Annotated in this window: 19 protein-coding genes; 6 read left to right on the top strand and 13 right to left on the bottom strand. The window is 47.0% G+C overall.

Annotation, left to right across the window (positions count from 1 at the left end):
* Positions 1-48 precede the first annotated feature (48 nt).
* Positions 49-444, top strand: a complete 396-nt coding sequence (locus GXP69_RS00275; RefSeq protein WP_163910791.1) for a hypothetical protein — start codon at positions 49-51, stop codon at positions 442-444.
* 2 nt (positions 445-446) lie between these two features.
* Here the strand turns inward: GXP69_RS00275 and GXP69_RS00270 are convergent, their stop codons facing one another.
* Entirely contained in the window at positions 447-827 is a 381-nt protein-coding gene (locus GXP69_RS00270; protein ID WP_235925515.1) for a PH domain-containing protein, read from the bottom strand.
* 322 nt (positions 828-1,149) lie between these two features.
* Here GXP69_RS00270 and bshC point away from each other — a divergent pair, with 322 nt between their 5' ends.
* Both bshC and GXP69_RS00260 read left to right on the top strand, forming a co-directional pair.
* Entirely contained in the window at positions 1,150-2,727 is a 1,578-nt protein-coding gene (gene bshC / locus GXP69_RS00265) for a bacillithiol biosynthesis cysteine-adding enzyme BshC (RefSeq protein WP_163910788.1), read from the top strand.
* The gene (locus tag GXP69_RS00260) at positions 2,727-3,302 is read left to right on the top strand and encodes a 5-formyltetrahydrofolate cyclo-ligase (RefSeq protein ID WP_163910786.1); all 576 of its coding nucleotides are present in this window, start codon (positions 2,727-2,729) and stop codon (positions 3,300-3,302) included. The genes bshC and GXP69_RS00260 overlap by 1 nt, the downstream gene beginning before the upstream one ends.
* 14 nt (positions 3,303-3,316) lie before the next feature.
* Here GXP69_RS00260 and GXP69_RS00255 read toward each other — a convergent pair whose 3' ends face one another.
* The 5 genes from GXP69_RS00255 to mnmD all read right to left on the bottom strand — a co-directional run bounded on the left by GXP69_RS00255 (position 3,317) and on the right by mnmD (position 7,890).
* A complete protein-coding gene (locus GXP69_RS00255; RefSeq protein ID WP_163910782.1) occupies positions 3,317-4,438 on the bottom strand; it encodes a DUF748 domain-containing protein in 1,122 nt (373 codons plus the stop codon).
* Between the two features lie 84 nt (positions 4,439-4,522).
* A complete protein-coding gene (locus tag GXP69_RS00250) occupies positions 4,523-5,371 on the bottom strand; it encodes a hypothetical protein (protein ID WP_163910780.1) in 849 nt (282 codons plus the stop codon).
* 54 nt (positions 5,372-5,425) lie between these two features.
* Positions 5,426-6,526 carry an endonuclease/exonuclease/phosphatase family protein gene (locus tag GXP69_RS00245; RefSeq protein WP_163910778.1) on the bottom strand — a complete coding sequence of 367 codons (1,101 nt, stop codon included), beginning with the start codon at positions 6,524-6,526 and terminating at the stop codon, positions 5,426-5,428.
* A gap of 169 nt (positions 6,527-6,695) precedes the next feature.
* A complete protein-coding gene (locus tag GXP69_RS00240; protein WP_204281872.1) occupies positions 6,696-7,040 on the bottom strand; it encodes a hypothetical protein in 345 nt (114 codons plus the stop codon).
* A 172-nt stretch (positions 7,041-7,212) separates the two neighbouring features.
* Positions 7,213-7,890 carry a tRNA (5-methylaminomethyl-2-thiouridine)(34)-methyltransferase MnmD gene (mnmD, locus tag GXP69_RS00235; protein ID WP_163910776.1) on the bottom strand — a complete coding sequence of 226 codons (678 nt, stop codon included), beginning with the start codon at positions 7,888-7,890 and terminating at the stop codon, positions 7,213-7,215.
* A 251-nt stretch (positions 7,891-8,141) separates the two neighbouring features.
* On the opposite strand from mnmD, the gene GXP69_RS00230 reads away from it, so the two are divergent.
* Both GXP69_RS00230 and rlmN read left to right on the top strand, forming a co-directional pair.
* Positions 8,142-8,570 carry an acyl-CoA thioesterase gene (locus GXP69_RS00230; RefSeq protein ID WP_163910774.1) on the top strand — a complete coding sequence of 143 codons (429 nt, stop codon included), beginning with the start codon at positions 8,142-8,144 and terminating at the stop codon, positions 8,568-8,570.
* A 21-nt stretch (positions 8,571-8,591) separates the two neighbouring features.
* Positions 8,592-9,665 carry a 23S rRNA (adenine(2503)-C(2))-methyltransferase RlmN gene (gene rlmN / locus GXP69_RS00225; RefSeq protein WP_163910772.1) on the top strand — a complete coding sequence of 358 codons (1,074 nt, stop codon included), beginning with the start codon at positions 8,592-8,594 and terminating at the stop codon, positions 9,663-9,665.
* A 318-nt stretch (positions 9,666-9,983) separates the two neighbouring features.
* On the opposite strand, the gene GXP69_RS00220 is transcribed toward rlmN, so the two are convergent.
* Positions 9,984-10,946 (bottom strand): YihY/virulence factor BrkB family protein, encoded by a 963-nt coding sequence (locus GXP69_RS00220; RefSeq protein ID WP_163910770.1) that lies wholly within the window; start codon positions 10,944-10,946, stop codon positions 9,984-9,986.
* Between the two features lie 137 nt (positions 10,947-11,083).
* Between GXP69_RS00220 and GXP69_RS00215 the strand changes: the two genes are divergently transcribed.
* Positions 11,084-11,836, top strand: coding sequence for a DUF6503 family protein (locus tag GXP69_RS00215; RefSeq protein WP_163910767.1), 753 nt, complete (start codon positions 11,084-11,086; stop codon positions 11,834-11,836).
* A 47-nt stretch (positions 11,837-11,883) separates the two neighbouring features.
* On the opposite strand, the gene GXP69_RS00210 is transcribed toward GXP69_RS00215, so the two are convergent.
* The 6 genes from GXP69_RS00210 to GXP69_RS00185 form a co-directional block, all read right to left on the bottom strand.
* Entirely contained in the window at positions 11,884-13,329 is a 1,446-nt protein-coding gene (locus GXP69_RS00210) for a DUF4403 family protein (protein WP_163910765.1), read from the bottom strand.
* A gap of 200 nt (positions 13,330-13,529) precedes the next feature.
* Positions 13,530-13,784 carry an acyl carrier protein gene (locus tag GXP69_RS00205; RefSeq protein ID WP_163910762.1) on the bottom strand — a complete coding sequence of 85 codons (255 nt, stop codon included), beginning with the start codon at positions 13,782-13,784 and terminating at the stop codon, positions 13,530-13,532.
* Between the two features lie 10 nt (positions 13,785-13,794).
* Positions 13,795-17,208, bottom strand: a complete 3,414-nt coding sequence (locus GXP69_RS00200; protein ID WP_163910759.1) for an efflux RND transporter permease subunit — start codon at positions 17,206-17,208, stop codon at positions 13,795-13,797.
* A 23-nt stretch (positions 17,209-17,231) separates the two neighbouring features.
* A complete protein-coding gene (locus tag GXP69_RS00195; protein ID WP_235925513.1) occupies positions 17,232-18,413 on the bottom strand; it encodes an efflux RND transporter periplasmic adaptor subunit in 1,182 nt (393 codons plus the stop codon).
* A 4-nt stretch (positions 18,414-18,417) separates the two neighbouring features.
* A complete protein-coding gene (locus tag GXP69_RS00190) occupies positions 18,418-19,893 on the bottom strand; it encodes a TolC family protein (RefSeq protein ID WP_163910756.1) in 1,476 nt (491 codons plus the stop codon).
* A 24-nt stretch (positions 19,894-19,917) separates the two neighbouring features.
* Positions 19,918-20,559 carry a TetR/AcrR family transcriptional regulator gene (locus GXP69_RS00185; protein ID WP_163910754.1) on the bottom strand — a complete coding sequence of 214 codons (642 nt, stop codon included), beginning with the start codon at positions 20,557-20,559 and terminating at the stop codon, positions 19,918-19,920.
* Positions 20,560-20,676 lie beyond the last annotated feature (117 nt).

Genomic DNA, 20,676 nt, shown 5'->3' with positions numbered 1-20,676 from the left:
CTGAGAACTATAGTTGCAGAATATAGCCGCAACACGTCCTTACTGAACATGAAGCATATAAAACTTCTTACTACCGATCATATCACCATCGAGTACAATGCCATCGACGATTACATTTATGCCGACTGGCATGGTGCGTTAACAAATGAGGTGATCATGGAGGGGTATGAAAAGATATTGTTTTTCTTAGCAAAGGAACATTGTCATAAACTGCTTGATAACCACTACCATGTGCAGGGACTGTGGGCAGATCTGGCAGAGTGGTGCGCCTACGATTGGAATCCGCGCTCTGTAGCAGCCGGCCTGCAATACCATGCAGTAGTTTATTCCAAAGATTACTTCAGTATGCTCTCAACAGATAAAGCCATACGCTTAGCCAAGAGCGGCATCATGAAAGGCTTTGATTCCCTGCAGGACGCCGAAAACTGGCTTAAGTTTATGTAAGGTTACTTCAGCACGTATTTACTGAGTACTTTGTAAGCTTCGTTTATATTATCGCCTTTCCGGAAATCCTGTTTTATAGTTGGTGCCGATTCGCCGGTCAGCCAAATCTTCAGCTCCGCATCAAAATCCATCATGCCGGCCGTTTCTTTTGAGAACATTTTAATGCTGCTGTAGGGTATGCTCTGGTAATCTACTTTTGAGCCGGTTAAGCCCTGCTTGTTTACCAGTATCAGGCGCTTGTTAGTAAATACCAGCATATCCCGGATTAGCTTGTAAGCTTTCTCTATCTGTTCGTTATCCAGCAGAATCGGCTGAAATTCTGCATTTAGCTTTTCAATAGACACTTCCGATGCGTGCCCCATCAGGCCACTTAGTAATCCCATAGTTTTATAGTTTATAGTTTGTCTGAATCAGGGTTTCAGGATTCACCTGCAATGTAGAATCTCCATCCCTTTCTAAATTATGAAAAATAGTGTTGGTATTAAAACCTGTAGTTTAGGTACATCTTACGTTGGTTTGTGAGCTAATGCTATGCTCTCATCCTGCAATTCTGAAAATCCTGTAAAGCCTTGGGGTAGGGGGCTACTTGAATTTCCGGCAAAAAAATAAAAGCCGTACTTTGCAGTGCGCGCGGTAAACTATAGTTTACCTGAAACACAAACCCGATTAAGCTGTTAAAGTAGCTATAAAAGAACTCCGGTATTGATGGAAGTAACAACAATGAAGATCACGAAGATGGATTATGCCGCCACCGGCGCCTTCTCACAAACTATAGCAGATTACCTTGCCCAGAATGAAAAGCTAAAACCGTTCTATAACCATTTCCCAACTATAGCTTCATTTGAAGCCCAGTTGCAGGAGAAAAGCTTTAGCCAGGAGCAACGCCAGGTATTGCACAAAGCCCTGCAGGAGCAGTATAGTTCAGTTTCGGAGATCAACCCAAAGGTGCAGCAGAACATGGATCTGTTGCTACAACCCAATACATTTACCATCACAACCGGTCACCAGCTCAACATCTTTACAGGGCCGCTTTACTTTGTGTATAAGATCGTAACGGCGATAAATACCTGTAAGCAACTGCAGGCGCAATACCCCAACTATAACTTTGTGCCAGTGTACTGGATGGCTACCGAAGACCACGATTTTGCCGAGATCAACCACTTTAATTTGTTCGGGAAAGGCTATAGATGGGAGAGTGAACAAAAAGGAGCTGTAGGTAGATTTACAACCGAAGGCCTGGAGCAACTGCTGGATGAGCTTCCGGAAAAATTCCCGGTGTTTGAAGAAGCCTACCGCAACAGCAAAACCCTAGCTGATGCCACCCGCGCTATTACCCATAGTTTGTTTGGCGAGTACGGCCTGGTAACTATAGACGGTGACCACGCAGAGCTAAAAAAAGCACTGACACCTATAGTTGAAAAAGAGCTGACTGAAAACCTGTCGCATAAATTAGTAACAGAAACGAGCGCACAACTGGAAGAAGCCGGTTACAAACCACAGGTATATTCCCGCGAGATCAACCTGTTTTATTTAGAAGATGGATTGCGCGAGCGTATAGTTCAGGAAGGTCACAACTATAAAGTGCTGAACACAAACTATAGTTTCACACAGCAGGAGATACTGCAATTGGTTAAAGAACACCCGGAGCAATTTAGCCCGAACGTGATTCTGCGGCCGCTGTATGAAGAGTTGATATTACCGAACCTGGCCTATATTGGCGGTGGGGCAGAAGTGGTGTACTGGTTCCAGCTGAAACAGGTGTTTGAGCACTATAACGTTGCCTTCCCGTTGCTGATGCTCCGCAATTCTGCCATGTACATAAACCGTGGTAATGCCAGCCGCATGCATAAACTGGGTCTTACTGTAGAAGAGTTATTCAAGCCATACCTGGAGCTGAAGAAGCACCTGTCCGGGCAATTGCATGATGAAGAGATTACCCTGGAAGCACAGCGCCAAACTATAGTTGCAGCTTTTAAAGAAGTAGAAAGTCTGGCACAAACGATAGACCCTACACTGGTAAAAGCAGTAGCTGCCGAAGAGCAGAAGGCGCATAACGCCCTGCACATACTGGAGAAAAAGCTAACCAAGGCCCGCGACAGTAAACACGAGCAAACCTTTAAGCAGTTAGAAAACCTGAAGGAAAAATTATTCCCGGGTGGCAGCCTGCAGGAGCGCCACGATAACCTGCTCTCTATACAGGCAAATAACCCGGATTTTATACCGGCGCTGGTTGATGCCTTTGAACCGCTGGAGTTTAAGTTTACCATTCTGGAAGAAGAGTAATGCAGAAAGCGGAATTACGGAAACTGATGCTGCGGCAACGGCGGGCCTTGCCTGCCGACGAAGTGCAGCGCCGAAGCGAAGAGATTACGGATCAATTTTTCGCTAATTTCCCGCTGCGGGCAGGTCTAACAGTGCATGTGTTTCTGCCTATAGTTAAGAACAACGAAGTAAATACCTGGCCCCTAATAGAGCGGCTGCGGCTGGAGCACCCCGAAGTGCGTGTAGCCGTGCCGGTAACCGATGTGGAGCAAAATATCCTGACGCACCACCACCTCACCGATGATGCTATACTTATCGAAAACCCATGGGGAATACCAGAGCCACAGAATGCACAGCACATATTAGCTCCTGAAGTAGATATAGTTTTGATTCCGCTACTGGCTTTTGATAGCGTTGGCCACCGCGTAGGTTACGGTAAAGGCTTCTACGATCGTTTCCTGGCCGATTGCCGCCCCGATGTGCTGAAAGTTGGGTTGTCGCTGGAGCCGCCCGTGGAAACTATAGCTGACCCTAATCCTTTTGATGTGCCGCTGGATGGTGTTGTAATGCCGGATGGCGTTTGGCGGAAGAATTAACAACTATAGGAAGCCTAATCTTTTTTCTTATCCTTCTTCTTTTCCTTTTTGTCATTGTCTTTTTTATTATGGCCTGAGCTACCAAGACCAGATTCATCCTGAATGCCTTTGTTAAACGCTTCTATAAACGCGTTGCGCAGCACATTCACAAACGTTTTCCAGTTATCGGTATCCATGGCAGTTATGCTGCCACTAATAGGTACCTGTGTTGCAATCCGGTCGCGTTTCTGGTTCTCAGCAGCTTCTGCAAACAAGCCGATTACCGCTTCTTTTGCAGCGCTTAAGATGCCACCTTCTTTCTTATCCTTCTTCCAGTTAAGTATTTTCAGGTTTTCAAAGAACGGCTTCATGTAACCATCCACCTGTCCGTTTCTGATGGACACTTTGCCGTACATATCCAGCCTGCCCCGCTCTACATCAAACTTACCATACGCTTTTATAAAGTCGTTCAGTTTGGTTAAGTCTACCTGGGTCAGCTCCATTTTTATGTCCATGTCTGGTATCTCTTTCAGGAAATTACCTTGCATGTTTACTCTTAGCTTGCCGCCCCCAATGGAGTTGCCTGTAATTGTAGCCGGAGATGGCAGCGCCTTTTGTTGTTTCTCCACATTTGCCAGGTTAAGCGCTACCAACTGCATGTTCTCAATGTGCATGTTTACGTCCGGCGATGCTTTAAAATCGAGGTAAGCCAGGTAACCATTGTTTACAACAAAGCGGTTAATTGTAATAGGCATCAGGTCTTTAACCACTTTTGTCCAGTCTTCCTGGTTGGTTTGTTTTATGGCCTCTTTGGTTGCCGGGGCAGATAAGATGTTCATGCGCGGCGATCCCATTACTACTTCCCCAACAAGCTCGCCCTTAAACAACGATTTCCATTCTATGGAGAGGTCAGTGCGTGGTATTTTAAGGAAGGGATATTTGGGATTACCTTTTTCTTCGATCAGCTCGAGGCCTTTTATAGTATAGGCACCGCGATACAAGTGTATATCAATGTCGTTTACATGCCCGTTGTAGCCGGGCAGCTCGTCCAGCGATTTGTTCACATAGTCCTTCACAATGTAAGGCAGCACTATCCTGAACGCAATGAGCAGAACTACAACTATAGCTGGTATAAGTAGTGATTTCCGTTTCAGCATGGCAATACACTGTTGCTGCTGTTAAAACGGAATGTGCCAAAAGGAAGTTAAAGTAGGTTAGAGGTTTATCTGTTCCAGTCCAAATCAGTTCTTATTTGCTGCGGCTTCAGCAGAATGTTTCCTGATTTTGTCCCAGGCTTTGCGTGTAAGCACTACAGCGTTTCTCTGATCCACATCCCAGATACTAATCAGGTTTTCGGAAATGGTGTAATGCTGTTTCCAGTTACTCATCTGGCCATACAGCAGCAGCGTACAAACATCTGTTGGAGTAAGGTAATTGCCCGTAGATGGCAGGTGGCTATGCATGGTAACTGCTTCGTCGGTTTTACTGCTGGCAAAGTCTATGGGGATAATGTTGTTATGGAGCTTCTTTTTAGATGAAACGTTACTGTTCTTATCAAACGTGAGCAGGTAATCGTTTCCTAGTATCACTACACCGTTTACCTGTGGCCCGGTCAACACATACACTTTCTTGTTATTGCCTTCAATAAGTGGTACCAGGTTCAGGCTGGTGTTGTTAAACCTTTGGAAGAGGGTGTCATTATTAATTTCATCCAATGCCTTTTTCCTGATTTGGTAAAGCGTGTTTTCCTGTTCGGTAAATGGCCGCTGCACAGCTCTGGTCTTTACACTATTCAAGTCGAGCTCCTTGCTAAATGTAAAGGAAACCAGGGATGAGGGCACATCGCCTTTAGAATAGAAAATACAGGTAACGCTATCCTGGTGTGGATAAGAAAAATAACCACCTGCCTGCTCCTTCAGATCCGCGTGATTAGCAAGAAAGAGATCGGTTCCGTGCCACGAAGCCATCTCTGACTGATATAGTTTATAACCTTCGTCAAGTACCTGCGCCTCTTTCTTCTTATCAACCTTTTGGGCGAGCGTTATAAATGGCAATAGCAGGAGGCTTAGGATCAGGAGTAGCTTGTTCATATAGTTTGTTTATAGCCTTTTTTAAATATATAAAATATAAAGGCAATTATGAACTTACTGTTTTTTGGCGTTCTCTTCTGCCGCTTCTTCCTTGCCTTCTTCAATCAATTCGTCTGCTTCTTCCTGGGTCTCATCATCTGCCTCAGGTTCTTCCTGATCATATTGGTTTTCCGGGGCGAAGCTTAATTTGATGTAGATCGGGAAATGATCTGAGCCAATGTCGGAGAGCCTCTTTATACTTACTACTTTAAAGTGGTTGGAATGGAAAATATGGTCTAAGGGCCAACGCAGGAAAAAATAGTTAACATTAAAGGTGTTAAAAAAGCCTCGCCCAAGTCTTGGGTCCAGCAGTTTGCTTACCTCCTGAAACAGTTCTGTGGTTCGCGACCAGGCCACATCGTTAAAATCGCCGGCTACAACCACCGGGTATTTGGAGTTGGCAATGTCACGGGCGATCATCACAATCTCTGCATCACGCCTTTCAGAGGTAGGGTCTTCTGTAGGTACGGGTGGTTTGGGGTGCACGGCGTGCAGTTCTACCCAGGTACCGTTCCGCATCTTAACATAAGTTTTTATAGAAGGCACATCTTTATCTAACAGGTAACTTACTTTCTGCTGACGAAAGGGCAACCGGCTATACAAATGCATGCCATAGGTATTCTCAAGCGGAATCTCTACACGGTAAGGGTAATGCTGGGTTACCGGAGTAAGTGCCTCCTGCCACACCGAATCAGACTCCAGTAGCAGGAGTATATCCGGTTTATGTTGCCGGACAAGCGATAAAAGCCTGTCGTGCTCCTTGTTATCCATCAGCACGTTAGATACCAGTAAACTCAGCCATGTAGTAGGGCGTGATTTTCTGTTTGCGTCTTTTACCTCTTTAGGAGCCAGAAAAGTGTAAGGGTAGATATTAACAGCCTGGTAAACGATCGTAATCAGTAAAGCTATCTTTAAATACTTATCACGTTTGCGGTGTCTTGGGGCCAGCCAGATGTAAAGTATGAAACAAACTATAGCAAGCCCGAAGAGCTGCAGGCGAGGATAATCGAACACCCGGACATACCACTCCTGCGAGTGCAGCAGGGGCAGGACAGTAGCCAGTATAGCAAATGTTGCCAGGGCTTGTAGTATAACTGTAATTGCTGCGTTTTTCATGTAAAAGGGCAAAGCTTAAGGCAGCAGATGCGTAAAATTAAAGTTGTTATATATTTTAATGGTGCAGTACGCAGTTACAGGAGGGAGGTTAAAAATGGAGAACCTTATAAACAGAAAGCCCTTCCAACGCGGTGGTCAGAAGGGCTTTATAGTTGAGTAGCCGAAGCTGTTATTTCTTTTTATTACCTGCGTTCAGGTTTTTCAGGTGTTGAACCGGGCCGAACTCAGCCTGCTCAATCGTTTTGCCGCTCAGGTAAATTTTGCGAAGCTTCACTTCTACAGGTGCCATAGTTCTGGTCATGTCAGACGACACTACTTTAGTGTAAAACTCTCTTGCTTCTAAGGCTGCACCGCGCTCAAATGCATGTGTCTGCTCATTTTTGCTAACCGGCAGGCCCGGTATAACCTGGTAAGTAGTACAAACCACTTCGTACTTCGACTGGAATGGTTTTGCAACGCCGCGGCCAATCGCCTTGATCGGGCTTACTATTACATTTGTAAATAATTTCTTCATTCTGGCTAAAAGGGTAAAGGATGTTTCAAGCTAATGCAAAATACTACATTATCCGGAAAGTTAAAGTTCACTTGCTAAATAAAAGTACAAGTGCAATGCTTGTCTGAATAAAGCTATAGTTTGCTTTAAGCCTTAAGTATCTAGCTTTCAGGGGTAAATGCAAGAGGCTGGGTTATGCTACCGGCCGGATGCCGCGCGTCATTTCACGTTTGCCGGGAGGGCCGGGTAGGGCCTCAACTATAAAGCCTGCTGCTTTTAAGGCACGTTTAAAGGAGCCTTTTGCACAGTACGTTACCAGCACACCACCTGGCCGCACAGCCCGGTATAGTTTGGCAAACACTTCTTCGGTCCAGAGCTCAGGCTGTTTTTCCGGAGCAAAGGCATCAAAGTAAACCACATCGTAATAGGCATCTGGCGGGCAGAACTCTTCCAGGGTTTCGTGTATCTTCTGCAGCGTAAAGTACGGAATCAGGTCTACAGGTTCGTTCCAGGGGGCAGCGTGCATCTGCTTATAGTAGTCGAATAGCTCCGGGTTAAGGATAAACTTTTCGAAGTGCAACTGCTCCACCACATCCTGTGTAAGCGGGTATTTCTCCAGCGTGTCGTACTGCACAAAAGCTTTCTGGGCAAGCGCAAACGGAAAGGTCAGGATCGCATTAAGGCCGGTGCCGAAGCCAACTTCCAGTATCTTTACATCGGGCTTCTGCTCCAAGGCATGCTCCAGGCCATGCTTAATAAACACATGCTGCGACTCCTGCATAGCGCCGTGCACAGAATGGTAGTGCTCGTTCAGCTCGGGCACGTAAAGCGTGTTAGAGCCGTCTTTGGTCTGCCTGATTTCGAGATGCATGATGATGAGAGTAAGCTGCAAATGTAATCATAATTAGCACGATGATTCAGAAGATTTTACGAATTATAAGATCAGGCTATAGTTGGCAGAGCAACATTTGATTAAAATTACAAGAGATGAGCAGTAAGTCTGGCGGCAAGAGTGGAAGTTTACTGGTACTTTTACAGAAATATGTCCGATCTGTTAATCATGGAAGTAATTCTCTTGTTAATAGATGCAGGCAATCAACAACTAACAAGCATTAATAAGAAGTGGCACGCATAAAGATAGCTATACCTGAACACATACACTTTACGGCAACTATACCGGTGCGCGTAACCGACCTGAACTATGGCAACCACCTGGGCAACGATGCCCTGCTGTCTATCCTGCACGAGGCGCGCATGCAGTTGCTGGGTAACTTTGGCTGGAGCGAGCTAAGCATTGGCGGCGCAAGCCTGATCATGGCCGATGTAGGCATCGAGTACAAAGGCGAAGGGTTCTATGGTCACGTCTTAACTATAAACATGGCTTTTGATGATATCAGCAAGTATGGCTTTGATATTACCTATCATGTGCTAAACCAACATGGCAAAGAAGTGGCTCGCGCCAAAACTGGAATGCTCTGCTTTGACTATAACGAGCGAAAACTAATGCCCCTACCCGACGAAGTAAAGGCTAAAATTGAAACTAAAGCCTAAGTATTTTTGTAATTTTGCAGTATGACTTTGATCGCAGATATTCCGATTTTAAATAAAAAAGACATCCGTAAGCTGACACTGGATGACCTGAAAGGTTGGTTAGTGGAGCAGGGTGAGAAACCTTTCCGTGCCAAACAGATCTATGAATGGCTTTGGAAGCACTCTATCCGGTCGTTTGCGGAGATGAACAATGTGAGCCTGGCCCTGCGCGAGAAGCTGGAGCAGCACTTTGCCATTAATGCCGTGCAGGTAGCTACAGAGCAACTGAGCAACGACGGAACTATAAAATCTGCGTTTAAACTATACGACAACAACATTGTAGAAGGCGTACTGATACCACACGAGGAGCGCAAGACAGCCTGCGTGAGCAGCCAGGTTGGTTGCTCGCTTACCTGTAAGTTCTGCGCAACTGGCTACATGGATCGTGTTCGTAACCTGGATGCTGCCGAAATTTATGACCAGGTAGTGCGCATAAACGAGCAAAGCATGCGCCAGTACGGCGAAGGCCTGACCAACATTGTGTACATGGGTATGGGTGAGCCAATGCTGAACTACGCCAACGTGATGAAGAGCATCGAGCGTATTACCGCGCATGATGGTTTAGGCATGGCAGCACGCCGTATTACGGTAAGTACAGCTGGCATTGCCAAAATGATCAAGAAGATGGCGGATGATGGTGTGAAAGCGAACCTGGCTTTGTCGCTGCACGCGGCAAACGACGAGAAGCGCAACCAGATCATGCCGATTAACGAGACGAATTCTTTGGAAGCGCTTAAGGATGCCCTGAAGCATTACCACCAGGTAACAGGCCGCAAGGTAACGTATGAGTACATTGTGTTCGATAACTTTAACGATAGCCTGCAGGATGCTGAAGAACTGCTTCGTTTCTCCAAGATCATCCCATGCAAGATCAATCTGATTGAATATAACCCGATCGCGAACGCTGATTTCGTGAATACGGATGATGATCGTTTGCAGAAGTTTATTTACTATTTAGCAGACCGTGGTTTGCAGGTAAACGTGCGCCGCAGCCGTGGCAAAGACATTGATGCCGCCTGCGGACAGTTGGCTGTGAAAGAGCAACAACAGGCTTAAACTATAGCCTTTTTAACTATAAACTATAAACCCCGGTTGTTAGGCAACCGGGGTTTATAGTTGTTGCTAAGTTGATTAAAGCTATAGTTCAGCTAACTATAGTTTCTATCAAACTTTCGACCTTCGCTGTTCCGGACAAAGAAGTCCGAAAGAGCATACTTGCTATAGTTCTATAGTTAAAGCTATAGTTGAAATTACTTTTACTCGCAGCCGAAACTATAATATAACGCGGCCAGAGTCCGCTGGTAACGCACACTCGCGGGACGCGAGCGAAAGCAACTATAGTTAGCGATCATTTTAAAATTTAACCAACCAGTTCTACGGGTTCTTATTATACCTGCCTTGTGGCTTCGGCCTGCCGCTGTCCTGGTCAGCTTTATTTGAGGTTTCCTCGACAGAGCGTACAAACACGGCGTGCGGTTTTGGCCGGATGTGCTGCCCGTAACGCTCGGCATACTGCTGGGTAAATTCCGCACCAAAAAACACGATCATCGACGAATAATAGATCCAGACCAGGATAACAATAATAGAACCGGCTGCACCATATGCCGAGCCCGGGTCTGATGTACCGATATACCAGCTGATCAGAAATTTGCCCAAACCGAAAAGCAGCGCTGTTACCACAGCGCCAATCAATGTGTCTTTCCAGCGGATAACCCCATCCGGCAGGTACTTGAATATCAAGGTAAACAGCAACGAAATAAGACCAACTGAAACTACAAAATCGACGAGCTTGATGAGCCAGACGCCAATGCCGGGTAGCATATCCGAAATATAACCGCTCAGGATAGCAATCGCCGCACTCATTACCAGTGAGAACAACATCAGCAGCGCAATGCTCAGGATAATGCCGAACGAGAAGAGACGTTCCTTTGCCATGCGCAGAATGCCGTTAGTGGACTTCACTTTCAGGTTCCAAACGGTATTTAGAGATTGCTGTAGCGTTACAAAAAAGGTCGTGCCCGCAAATAACAAGGTGCCTATACCAACCCATAGTGCCCAGCCGCTTTCGCTCAGGGTAGCATTCTGAACTATAGTTTCTACCTGCTTGGCCGCTTCAGGGCCTACTGCTGTCGAGATCTGGTTTGAGAGTTCGCCTGAAACGGCAGCTTCGCCAAGAAAAAAGCCGGCCGCCTTTATGATAATAAGCAACAAGGGCGGAATAGAGAAAATGGCATTGAACGCCAGCGCCGCCGCCAACCGCAACGAATCATTATCCAGGAATTCTGAAACCGAGGTTTTAAGGAGTGAAAATATATCTTTAAAGGTAAAAGTTGCCATATAGTGCGTTTGTGTAGTTCCGGCTTTTGATTACGTTCCGGTTGTATGATTGTTGGATACTGCACTTTTCGTACATCGGGAAATGACAAACTATCCTCTGGAAACGTATACTTTCTATAATATAAATGTAAGGCGTGATGTACAAATTAAGAAATAACTTTCAAGACGGCGTGTTTTGGCTGCTGTTGTTCTTTTCAATGGCATTTAACACAGCACCGGCCGCTGCGCAGGACAAAAAAGCACAGGAACTGGCTCAGAAAGTAATGCAGCAGATGGGCGGCAAACAAGGCTGGAACAATACCCGCTTTATAGCCTGGAGCTTCAGGGATCAGTACCAGGTATGGGATAAAAAAGCTGACCGTTTCCGGTGGGAGAAAGATAGCCTGGTTGCCATTATCAATACCCGAACAAAGGACGGACGCGTGTATGTTGACGGGAAAGAATTACAGAGCGGAAAAGAAAAGCAAAAGCTGCTGGACAAAGCCTATGCTGCCTGGATAAACAATGCTTACTGGCTGGTGATGCCCTTTAAACTACAGGACCCCGGCGTAAATCTGAAATACATTGGTGGAGGCAAAACAATGAATGGTGCAGCAGCGGATATGCTAGAGATGACCTTTGATCATGTGGGCCTGACACCTGAAAATAAATATCATCTGTGGATAGATAAAAAATCAGGGTTGATAACGCAATGGGCTTACTTTAAAGATTTTCACGACAAAGAACCCACGTTCATGCGCCGCTGGGCAGACTATAAGAACTACGGAACTATAATGCTGGCATCGGACCGCAGCAACCCCGAAAGCGACTTTACAATTGCCAACATTGCTACTCCCAGCCAAATACCTAACACCACATTCAATAGCCCCAGGCCAATCCGGAAACTATAAACGGCCACTTGTGTAGCGGCCGTTTATAGTTTAGTGGTCATTTGTAACTATAGTTTGTCTATAGTTGCGGTGAGGCTGCCTTTTGCATTTATAACCGCCCGGATGGCAGTAGGAGTCAGGTAAATGTTGTCCGTCTCTATGGTCTGTATTTTACCTTTCAGCATAACCGATTCGTGCACGCGGCCTTGTTTGTCCAGGGCTTGCTGCAGCGATTTATGGGCATCGGTCAGCTGGTCTTTCACCGGTATGTTTACCTGCTGCTGAATCATGTCCTTAAACTTATTCTTGGCTAACCAGCTGGCTGTGTTTAGCAGTTTATCTTTGGTTTCCAGGGTATAGTCCACATCTTTAACCTTTATAGATGCTGTAGTTGCATCGTAGTATGGCGTGCCGCGCAGGTATACTTTGCCTACAATCTTTTTAGTGAATAAACCGGCTTTTGTTTTGCCATCCACGTCCAGCATCAGGGTAAGCTGGTCGCCGGCCGGGCTAATGGCGGCATCTTTTACGGTTAGCTGGCTCTTGCCATCATCGAACTTATACGTCTGGTTGGCCACCTGCTGTTGCAGCATTTTGGTAGCGTGGGTGTAAGGTATATCTGCGGTTAAGCCTACCTGAATGTTATCGGTAAGTTTATTGTCGAGCACCAGTTTTGGGAGGGCTTTGTTGGTTTTAACTATAGGTTTACCATCAGTAGTCACGTTTATGTAAGAGGTAATGCCAATGCGCATAGCCAGGGTGCCGTTGCGCAGCTGAAGTGGCGTTACGCGTACATCCTGCGGCACTACCTGCAGCCAGGCGTTCATGTCGTCGTTAACTTTTACCGGCTCTTGCAGCATGGTCCAGGCTTGAAGTACGTATTTCTTTACATCTACCTGTTTCTGTAGCTCATTATCCAGCTGTTTGGTCAGGTTTGCCATTTGCTTGCGCAGCTCCGGCTCTACAAAGCGCGCCAGGCCAATTTTTAACGGACCTAGCTCCAATACAGGTTTGGTATTTCCCCACTCGAAGTTGCCGGTAGTGGTGGTTTTCAGCTTATAGTCCTCTGTCAGGTTTATCTTGCTTTCCGTGTTGATCACCATGTCGAACTTGGTGTCTTCGGTTTTATCTATGGCCGGGCAAAGCTGGCAAGGATCCCATTTCCAGCGACCTTTGGCGTAGATGTTAAGCGGCACGCTGAAGTATAGTTTGTCTTTATCGGCGCGGATAGTTATGCGGCCATTCTTGCTTACCGTTACGGCAACGTTGTCATCGTCCAGGTTGGTGTCGCGGTAAAGTACGCCGGCAAATTCGCGGTTCAGCATTTCTTCTATAGTTGCCACCTGCACGCTTACAGGAATGGTAATAGAAGAGAGCTTTGGCTGATATGCCGGAGCCGCCAGAACAGTAGTTTCAGGCGCCTGCGTCTGCAGTTTGGATGTGCTGGTGCAGCCGGATAAATAAAGAGCCGCCGAAAGCAGCAATGCAAGTGTTGATAAAGGGTTGGATCTCACAGGTTTTTAGTGATTTATAAAAATGCGGCGCAAGTTAGCACAGATTTAGGTCATCTAACAGCGTTGTTGCGAAAAGAGTGCCTGATTTGTGCCGGGAACTATAGTTTGACAAGAGCACTCGCTTAATGATTCAGCTATAGTTAGGGAAATAAAAAAAGGCGGGATGTTTTCCCGCCTTTGCTGTTTAAGAAGTAAAAATGTCAGGCCGCTACTGTTTCAGTATGGTCAGCCACATAGGTTACAAAATCGCCCACCGTGTTAATCGGCACTTCATCCGGAATCACGATATGGAAATTTTTTTCCAGGGCAAGAATAATATCTACTACATCCAGCGTATCGAAACCCAGTTTTTGTTCCAGGCTCACATCACTTTGTAAGCGGGATGGCTTTACTTTTTTTGTTCTGCTAATGATACGGATAACCTCCTGCTCAATAGCTTTATCAGTCGTAATCATGGGTACTCTATTAATAAGTGTATTCTCTAACTTTACCATTCACAGGCATTTGCTCCTGCTTTATCTTTAAAGCTGCGGCTCTTTTCTTTTTGCCTATCAGCTTGTCTTTTAATTTCTCGTTCAGTAAGTACATTACCGGCACAATAAGCAGCGTCACGATGGTCGCAAATCCCAGGCCAAAAATGATGGTCCAGGCGAGCGGGCCCCAAAAAGCTGCACTTTCGCCACCCATAAAGAAGTTTGGCTTAAACTCCGTAAACAGGGTATAGAAGTTCAGGTTTACACCCAACGCCAGCGGTATCAGTCCCAATATAGTTGCCATAGCGGTAAGTATAACCGGGTTAAGGCGTGTTTTGCCGGCCTCAACTATAGCTTCCTTCAGTTCCTTGCCTTCTTCCAGCAACAGGTCTGTAAACTCAACTATAAGTATACCATTCTTCACTACTATACCGGCCAGCGCAACTATACCCACACCTGTCATAACTATAGAAGCATCCATTCTAAAGATAGAAAAGCCCAGCAGCACCCCGATGATACTGAACAACACTTCTGAAAGTATGATAAACGGCTTGGATACCGAGTTAAACTGCGTAACCAGAATCAGGAAGATGATGAAGAAAGCTGCCACCAGCGCCAGTAACAGAAACTGGAATGTTTCCTGCTGCTCTTCCTGCTGGCCGCCCATGCGCACTTCATAGCCTTCCGGCGTCTGGAAATCCTGCAGCGACTGCTCTATTTGTTGCACCACCTCGTTTGCGTTGTACCCGTCCAGCACATTCGACTCCAAAGTTACAACTCGTTTTAAGTTTTTGCGCTTAATACCGCCATAAGTTGTACCATATTCTATACTTGCTACCGACGAAAGCGGAATCTGGCGCACCTGGCCTGTGTTCATGTCGCGGTAGGTCAGGCGCGAATCCAGCAGGGCATCTATGTTTTTGCGGTAAGGCTCAGCATAGCGCACCTGTATCGGGTATTCGTCTTCGTCCAGTTTAAATTTAGAAGCTTCTCTTCCAAAAATAGCTGTCCTGATCTCTTGACCAATCTGACCAGTACTGATTCCTTCGCGGTTGGCACGCTCGCGGTTAATGTTTACCACAATTTCCGGTTTGCTGTCTTCCAGGTCCGATTTAAGGCCTTCAATACCTTCTATCCCCTGGTTGTTGATAAACTGCTCCACGTTTTTAGACAGCGCAATCAGTTCGGTAAAATCTTCGCCGGAAATTTCGATGCTGATCGGTTTGCCTACCGGCGGGCCGTTCTGCTCTTTATCAACCGTAATTTCAGCGCCCGGTATTCCCTTCACAGCCTCACGGATTTCGTTCATGTAGGCCGATGTGGTCTTGTCGCCTACACGATACATGTACTCTACAAACGCTACAGTTACCTTCCCTTTGTGGGATTGTGCTGTGGCGCTTCTGTCGTTCTGGTCGCCGGCCCCGATCGCTACGTTCGAAATAACCGACTCTACATCCGGATTGTTTTCGCCGATTACCTTATAAATTCTCTTCTCTACTACTTTGGTAACCGAGTCGGTAACAACCTGGTCGGTACCAACCGGCATCTGTATGTAAGTGTATACAAAGTTCGGGTCGCTGTCGGGGAAGAAAACCACTTTTGGGGAACGTATGCCAACCAATATAATAGAGAGAATCAGCAGGCCGAATATGCCGGCAAAAACGGCAACCGGGCGCCAGCCTACCAACATCCAGCGCAGCAGGCGCTCGTAACCGGACATAAACTTGGGGAGCGTATTGCTCTGGAATTTGTTGATCAGGCGGGTAAATACAAAGCGGTTCAGGGCCACTAAAACTACACCCAACATGATCAGGTTTGCCGTGCCGAATGAGCCCATGATGTAAAACACGATGGCGATTACCACAATTACGCCTATAATAGTCAGGAAGCGCTTATTCTGTCTGGCAGTCGGGGCGGCGTGGTCTTTCTTCATAAAAGACACCGCAAATACCGGGTTAATAATAAAGGCCACCAGCAACGACGCCATCAGGGTTACAATAAGCGTAATGGGCAGGTAAAACATGAACTCCCCAACTATACCCGGCCAGAACAGCAGCGGGAAGAAAGGTGCTATAGTTGTAAGCGTACCTGCCAGCACTGGCACAAACACTTCGCCAGCGGCCACCTTTGCCGCTTTAACTATACCGAGGTTTGATGTATGGAAAATACGGTGCGTATTCTCGATCACTACAATGGCATCGTCCACCACTATACCCAGGGCAAGCAGAAATGCAAAGAGCACGATCATGTTCAGCGATACGCCCATCGAATCGAAGAGCAGGAAGGCTACGAACATAGAGATAGGCACCGACAAACCCACAAATATGGCGTTGGTCGTACCCATAAAGAACATCAGGATAATGGTAACCAGCACAAACCCGATGATGATGGTATTGATCAGGTCGTTGAGGGTGTGCCTGGTTTGGGTGGCCTGCTCGCCGGTAACGCTAACTTTCAAATCGGCTGGCAGTACAGAGCCTTCCATGTCATCTAAAAGCGCATCTATTTTGTCTGATGCTTCGATCAGGTTCTCGCCGCTACGCTTGATCACGCTGAGTGTAATTACCGGCTTGTTATCCAGGCGGGCAAAACTTTCCTGCTCTTCAAAGCCTTCTCTAACAGTAGCAATCTCTTTCAGTTGAATGTTGGCACCTGGCACCGATTTTACCACTATATCCCCGATCAGGTTTGGATCCGCATATTGGCCAACTATACGCACCGAGCGCTTCATTTCGCCGACAGTCACGTTACCGCCCGATAGGGTTAAGTTCTCATATGCGATGGCGTTAGAGATATCATTAAAAGTTACCTTGGCTGCCTGCATTTTGTACATGTCCACATCTACCTGCACTTCCTTGTCCAGGGCGCCCACCATATCCACACGGGTAATTTCGGTCAGCGATTCGATGCGGTCCTGTATGTCTTCGGCGTAGTTCTTCAGCTGGTCCAGGCTATAGTTGCCCGAAATGTTAACCTGCATGATTGGGAACTCCGAAAAGTTGATGTCCTGCACGTTTGGTTCCTGGGTAAGGTCGGTTGGCAGGTCGGGGCGGGCTTTGTCTACGGCATCTTTCACCTGCTGCTTGGCTTCGGACACATCTACATCGGTGTTAAACTCTACCACCACCATCGAGAAATCCTGGATGGAATTGGACGTGATCTTTTTAACACCGGAGATAGATTTTATTTCTTTCTCGATGGGGCGTGTTACCAGGTTTTCGATATCGGAAGGGGAGGTACCGGCATAAATGGTGCTCACAAACACCGTCGGGATCACGATGTCAGGGAAGTTCTCTTTCTGGATGTTGATGTAAGAGAAGATACCCCAGATCGAAATGATCAGCGTGATGATGTAGATGCTGGTTTTATTATTGACAGACCAACTGGTTGGCTTGAACTCTTTCATAGTTTTAGGTTAATAGTGTAGGCTTACTTCTGGCTCAGGCTGTTTGTAGTGGTAAATACCACCGGCTGTCCTTCGTTCAGGTTCTGGTAACCTGCCGTTATCACCTGGTCATTGGCTGCCAGTCCGCTTAATACTTCGGTGTTGCCTTTGTAGCTCTGCCCGGTTTTAACCATGCGCTTGGCGGCCACATAGCCTTCGCCCTCTTTCTGAGCCACATACACAAACTCCGATTTCTCGTCTCTCTGCACCAGATTTACCGGTACCACAATGGTGTTTTTGTTTTCGTAATCCTGTATGCGCACGACAGCTACCAGATTAGGGCGCATTTCTACCTCGTTAGCATTGTCCAGCTTCAGTTCCACCGTATAGGTGCGGCTTGTCGGGTTAATAAAATTCCCCACCACGTTCACTGTGGTCTGCACTTCTTTTTTCAGGTCAGGGAAGTAAACGATGGCTTTATCGCCTTTTTTGATGCGGGTCAGGTAAGCTTCTGATACTTCGGCTACAATCTTGCCGCCGGCCACATTCACAACTCTTATAATGCCAATGCCTGGTGCTACTGCTTCGCCGGTATTCGGGATCACTTCATCTACCACACCACTTACAGGAGCTTTAATATTGTACTGATCGCGCTGCTGTTGCAGGGCTGCCAGGTTGCGCTCCAGGGCTTCCTTGTTGTTTTTAGCTGTCAGGTACTGCATCTCGGTCCCGATCTTCTGGTCCCACAGGTTTTTCTGCTTTTCGTAAGCAATGCGTGCCAGGTCCAGGCGCGTGCGCAGTTCGGCCATGTTCTGTTCCAGCACCTGCGCATCTATAGTTGCCATGGTCTGGCCTTTGCTTACGCGGTCGCCGGGCTGCACGCGCACGCTGGTCAGCACACCTGGCACACGGGCGCTCACCAGCACGTTCTGGTCAAAATCAACGCGGCCCTGCATCTCCAGGTAGTGGCTAAAGGTTTCGGGCTGCAGCGCTACTACTGTTACCGGCACTGTCTTTTTGGGTCTGTTAACTTTTTTGCCTTCCGCTTTCAGTTGGGTTTCCAGTTCAGCAATCTGCTTTTCTATAGTTACCTGCTGCTCACGTAAGGCGGCCAGCTGGCTTTCTTTGTCATTGCCTTTGCTGCCACAGGCGCTAAGGCCTAGTATAAGCGCCATTGCGGCAATTCCGGTAATGCGTCTCATTTTCGGTTGGATAAGGTTTTTCATGGTTTTATTTCGTGGTCAGGGTGCCTTTGGCTTTTTCTAAATTTACTTTGGCAATCAGGGCGTCGTAAATGGCAGCGTAGTAATTGGTTTGTGCCTGGCGCAGGTCGGTTTCGGCGGTTATCACTTCCAGGTTAGAGCCTACGCCTTCCTGAAACTTGATTTTCGACACACGCGCTATGTCTTCAGCCAGTGTTAAGTTCTCCTGCTGCGATTTAAGCACATCCAGTGCATTGGTCAGTTCTGTTGATGCCTGCTCCAATTCCAGGTCTATACTTTGGCGCAGGGTCTCAAAACCAAACTTGGTGTTCTCTAAGCGTAGTTTTGCCTGCTGCACCTGGTAGTGCCTGCGAAGTCCGTCAAAAATGGGGAGTTGTAGTTGCGCGCCAACATAACCAAAATCAAACCAGTTGCGGTCTATCATATTGTTGGCTCCGGCACGCACGTTCATAATATCCGAGAACGAGTCGCCCACGCCACTGTAGCCGTACCGTGCGTTCAGGTATAGTTTAGGCAGGTAACCCGAGTTAATGTTCCGGACATCCAAAGCTGCCAGGTCGCGCTGCGTTTCCAGAATAGAGAATTCGATGCGGTTGCTATAGTTAAAGTTCTGTGTATTAGGCTTTGCTACATCAACTTCTACTTCGCTTAGTTCATCGGTCAGTACAACGGCCTGGTTCTGTGGCAGGCCCATCTGGAATTTCAGCAGGTTTTCGCTTAGCTGCATCAGGCGCTCGGCACGCTGCTGTTCCACTTTCAGGTTATTAAAAGACACGCGCAGGCGGTCTACATCCAACTGCTCAGCTACTCCATTCTGGAACATGATGCGAGTCTGGTTCAGAAGCGTGTCTAAACGTACCAGGTTCTGGTTCAGGAGTTCAATGCGCTCCCGGTTTACCAGCACACCGTAATAGGCTTTGCTCACCTGCTCTACAATGTCTATCTCGGTCTGGGTAGTGGTTTTGCGCGATAGCTCTGTATAGGTTTTAGCTGCCTTTAAACCAATCAGGTAAGAGCCATCGAACAGGAGCTGGCTGCCGGTTACAGTTGCGCTGCCGTTATAGGGCTGCACAAAAGTAATGGCCTGCAAGCCGCCTTCTCCGGGGCCTGGGTTTGGTCTGGAGTAAGTTGGTGTCAGGGTAATTGGCTGACCAGATGCCAGCTGTTCCGGGGTGATTACAAAGGGATCAAGTACCTGCGGGGCACCACCGAAATCGCTTACGTCTAAAAGGGTTTTCTGCTTGATGAAGTTATTGCCCACTTCTACGGCTGCATTTATCTGCGGCAAGCCCATGGCGCGTATTTCGCCTGTTCTGGCTTTGGCAATTTTCTCCTCGTTCTGCGCCGCTTTTAAGCTGGCCCTGTTTTGCAAGGCATAGTCTATGCTCTGTTGCAGGCTAAGTTGCATGGCGTCCTGGGCATAGGTTCCGGGTAAGCCGAGCAGCATCAGTACAGCAACGAGTAGTGTAGTACTTTTTTTCATGTTTTATTTTGGTCAGGTAGTAGGTTATTCTTCTTCTTTAATGTGCTTCAGCTCGTTTATCAGCTTGTGCCCCTTTAGTGTGGCCAGGCCCAGCATGTAGTGCTCCAGAGTAGCCATCTGCACCCGCCTCAGGTCGTATTTAAGTGGCGGAAACAGGATCGGGTTAAACGGCAACTCCACCTGTACCAGCCGTATTTTTGCCATTACATCCACATCCAGGTCTTTGCGGTAAAGTCCTTCTTTTATGCCGCGCAGCAGGTTCTCCCTTATCTTCTCAAACATGTACTCGTCGCGGTGCTTCATCCATAGTTTAAAAGCGTCAGGGTGGTATTTCTGCAGATCGTGGAAAACGGAAGGGTGAAACTGGTTGAAGAGCTCGCGCGTCATGGCCATGATGTTGAAAAGCTCTTCTATGGCATTGCCGGAGTTCTGAAAGTGTACTTCGCAACGTTGCTGCATGTCTTGCAGGTAGGCACCTGTTGAGGCCACTACAATTTCGTTCTTGTTGTCGAACCACTTGTAGATCGTCTTTTTCGACATTCCCAGAAACTGCGCAATATCATCCATCGACACACTTTTAATACCGCGCTGGCAAAACAACTGGAAAGCTGTTTCAGAAATTTTCTGTCTGTTGTCGGTTCTCTCTTCTAATTCGGCGTTGCTCATAACGGCGCAAAACTATGGAAACGTTTTTTATATCCAAAGTTTCCAGGGGCCTAATTTGTTTTAGAAATTCTGCTTAAAAATCTCATTTCCAGCTAAATTGCAAAAGCTTATATTGCA

Source organism: Pontibacter burrus (assembly GCF_010686685.1).
Classification (GTDB): Bacteria; Bacteroidota; Bacteroidia; order Cytophagales; family Hymenobacteraceae; genus Pontibacter; species Pontibacter burrus.
The sequence above is the reverse complement of the archived record's forward strand: the minus strand, read 5'-3'. Positions and strand labels throughout refer to the sequence as shown.

Bases quoted from the DNA above. Each gene is read 5' to 3' on its own strand.
- GXP69_RS00275 (WP_163910791.1), top strand. From the start codon at position 49: ATGAAGCATATAAAACTTCTTACTACCGATCATATCACCATCGAGTAC.
- GXP69_RS00205 (WP_163910762.1), bottom strand. From the start codon at position 13,784: ATGATTACGACTGATAAAGCTATTGAGCAGGAGGTTATCCGTATCATT.
- GXP69_RS00270 (WP_235925515.1), bottom strand. From the start codon at position 827: ATGGGATTACTAAGTGGCCTGATGGGGCACGCATCGGAAGTGTCTATT.
- GXP69_RS00190 (WP_163910756.1), bottom strand. From the start codon at position 19,893: ATGAAAAAAAGTACTACACTACTCGTTGCTGTACTGATGCTGCTCGGC.
- GXP69_RS00220 (WP_163910770.1), bottom strand. From the start codon at position 10,946: ATGGCAACTTTTACCTTTAAAGATATATTTTCACTCCTTAAAACCTCG.
- GXP69_RS00195 (WP_235925513.1), bottom strand. From the start codon at position 18,413: ATGAAAAACCTTATCCAACCGAAAATGAGACGCATTACCGGAATTGCC.
- GXP69_RS00185 (WP_163910754.1), bottom strand. From the start codon at position 20,559: ATGAGCAACGCCGAATTAGAAGAGAGAACCGACAACAGACAGAAAATT.
- GXP69_RS00260 (WP_163910786.1), top strand. From the start codon at position 2,727: ATGCAGAAAGCGGAATTACGGAAACTGATGCTGCGGCAACGGCGGGCC.
- rlmN (WP_163910772.1), top strand. From the start codon at position 8,592: ATGACTTTGATCGCAGATATTCCGATTTTAAATAAAAAAGACATCCGT.
- GXP69_RS00255 (WP_163910782.1), bottom strand. From the start codon at position 4,438: ATGCTGAAACGGAAATCACTACTTATACCAGCTATAGTTGTAGTTCTG.
- bshC (WP_163910788.1), top strand. From the start codon at position 1,150: ATGGAAGTAACAACAATGAAGATCACGAAGATGGATTATGCCGCCACC.
- GXP69_RS00215 (WP_163910767.1), top strand. From the start codon at position 11,084: ATGTACAAATTAAGAAATAACTTTCAAGACGGCGTGTTTTGGCTGCTG.
- GXP69_RS00245 (WP_163910778.1), bottom strand. From the start codon at position 6,526: ATGAAAAACGCAGCAATTACAGTTATACTACAAGCCCTGGCAACATTT.
- GXP69_RS00250 (WP_163910780.1), bottom strand. From the start codon at position 5,371: ATGAACAAGCTACTCCTGATCCTAAGCCTCCTGCTATTGCCATTTATA.
- GXP69_RS00200 (WP_163910759.1), bottom strand. From the start codon at position 17,208: ATGAAAGAGTTCAAGCCAACCAGTTGGTCTGTCAATAATAAAACCAGC.
- mnmD (WP_163910776.1), bottom strand. From the start codon at position 7,890: ATGCATCTCGAAATCAGGCAGACCAAAGACGGCTCTAACACGCTTTAC.
- GXP69_RS00240 (WP_204281872.1), bottom strand. From the start codon at position 7,040: ATGAAGAAATTATTTACAAATGTAATAGTAAGCCCGATCAAGGCGATT.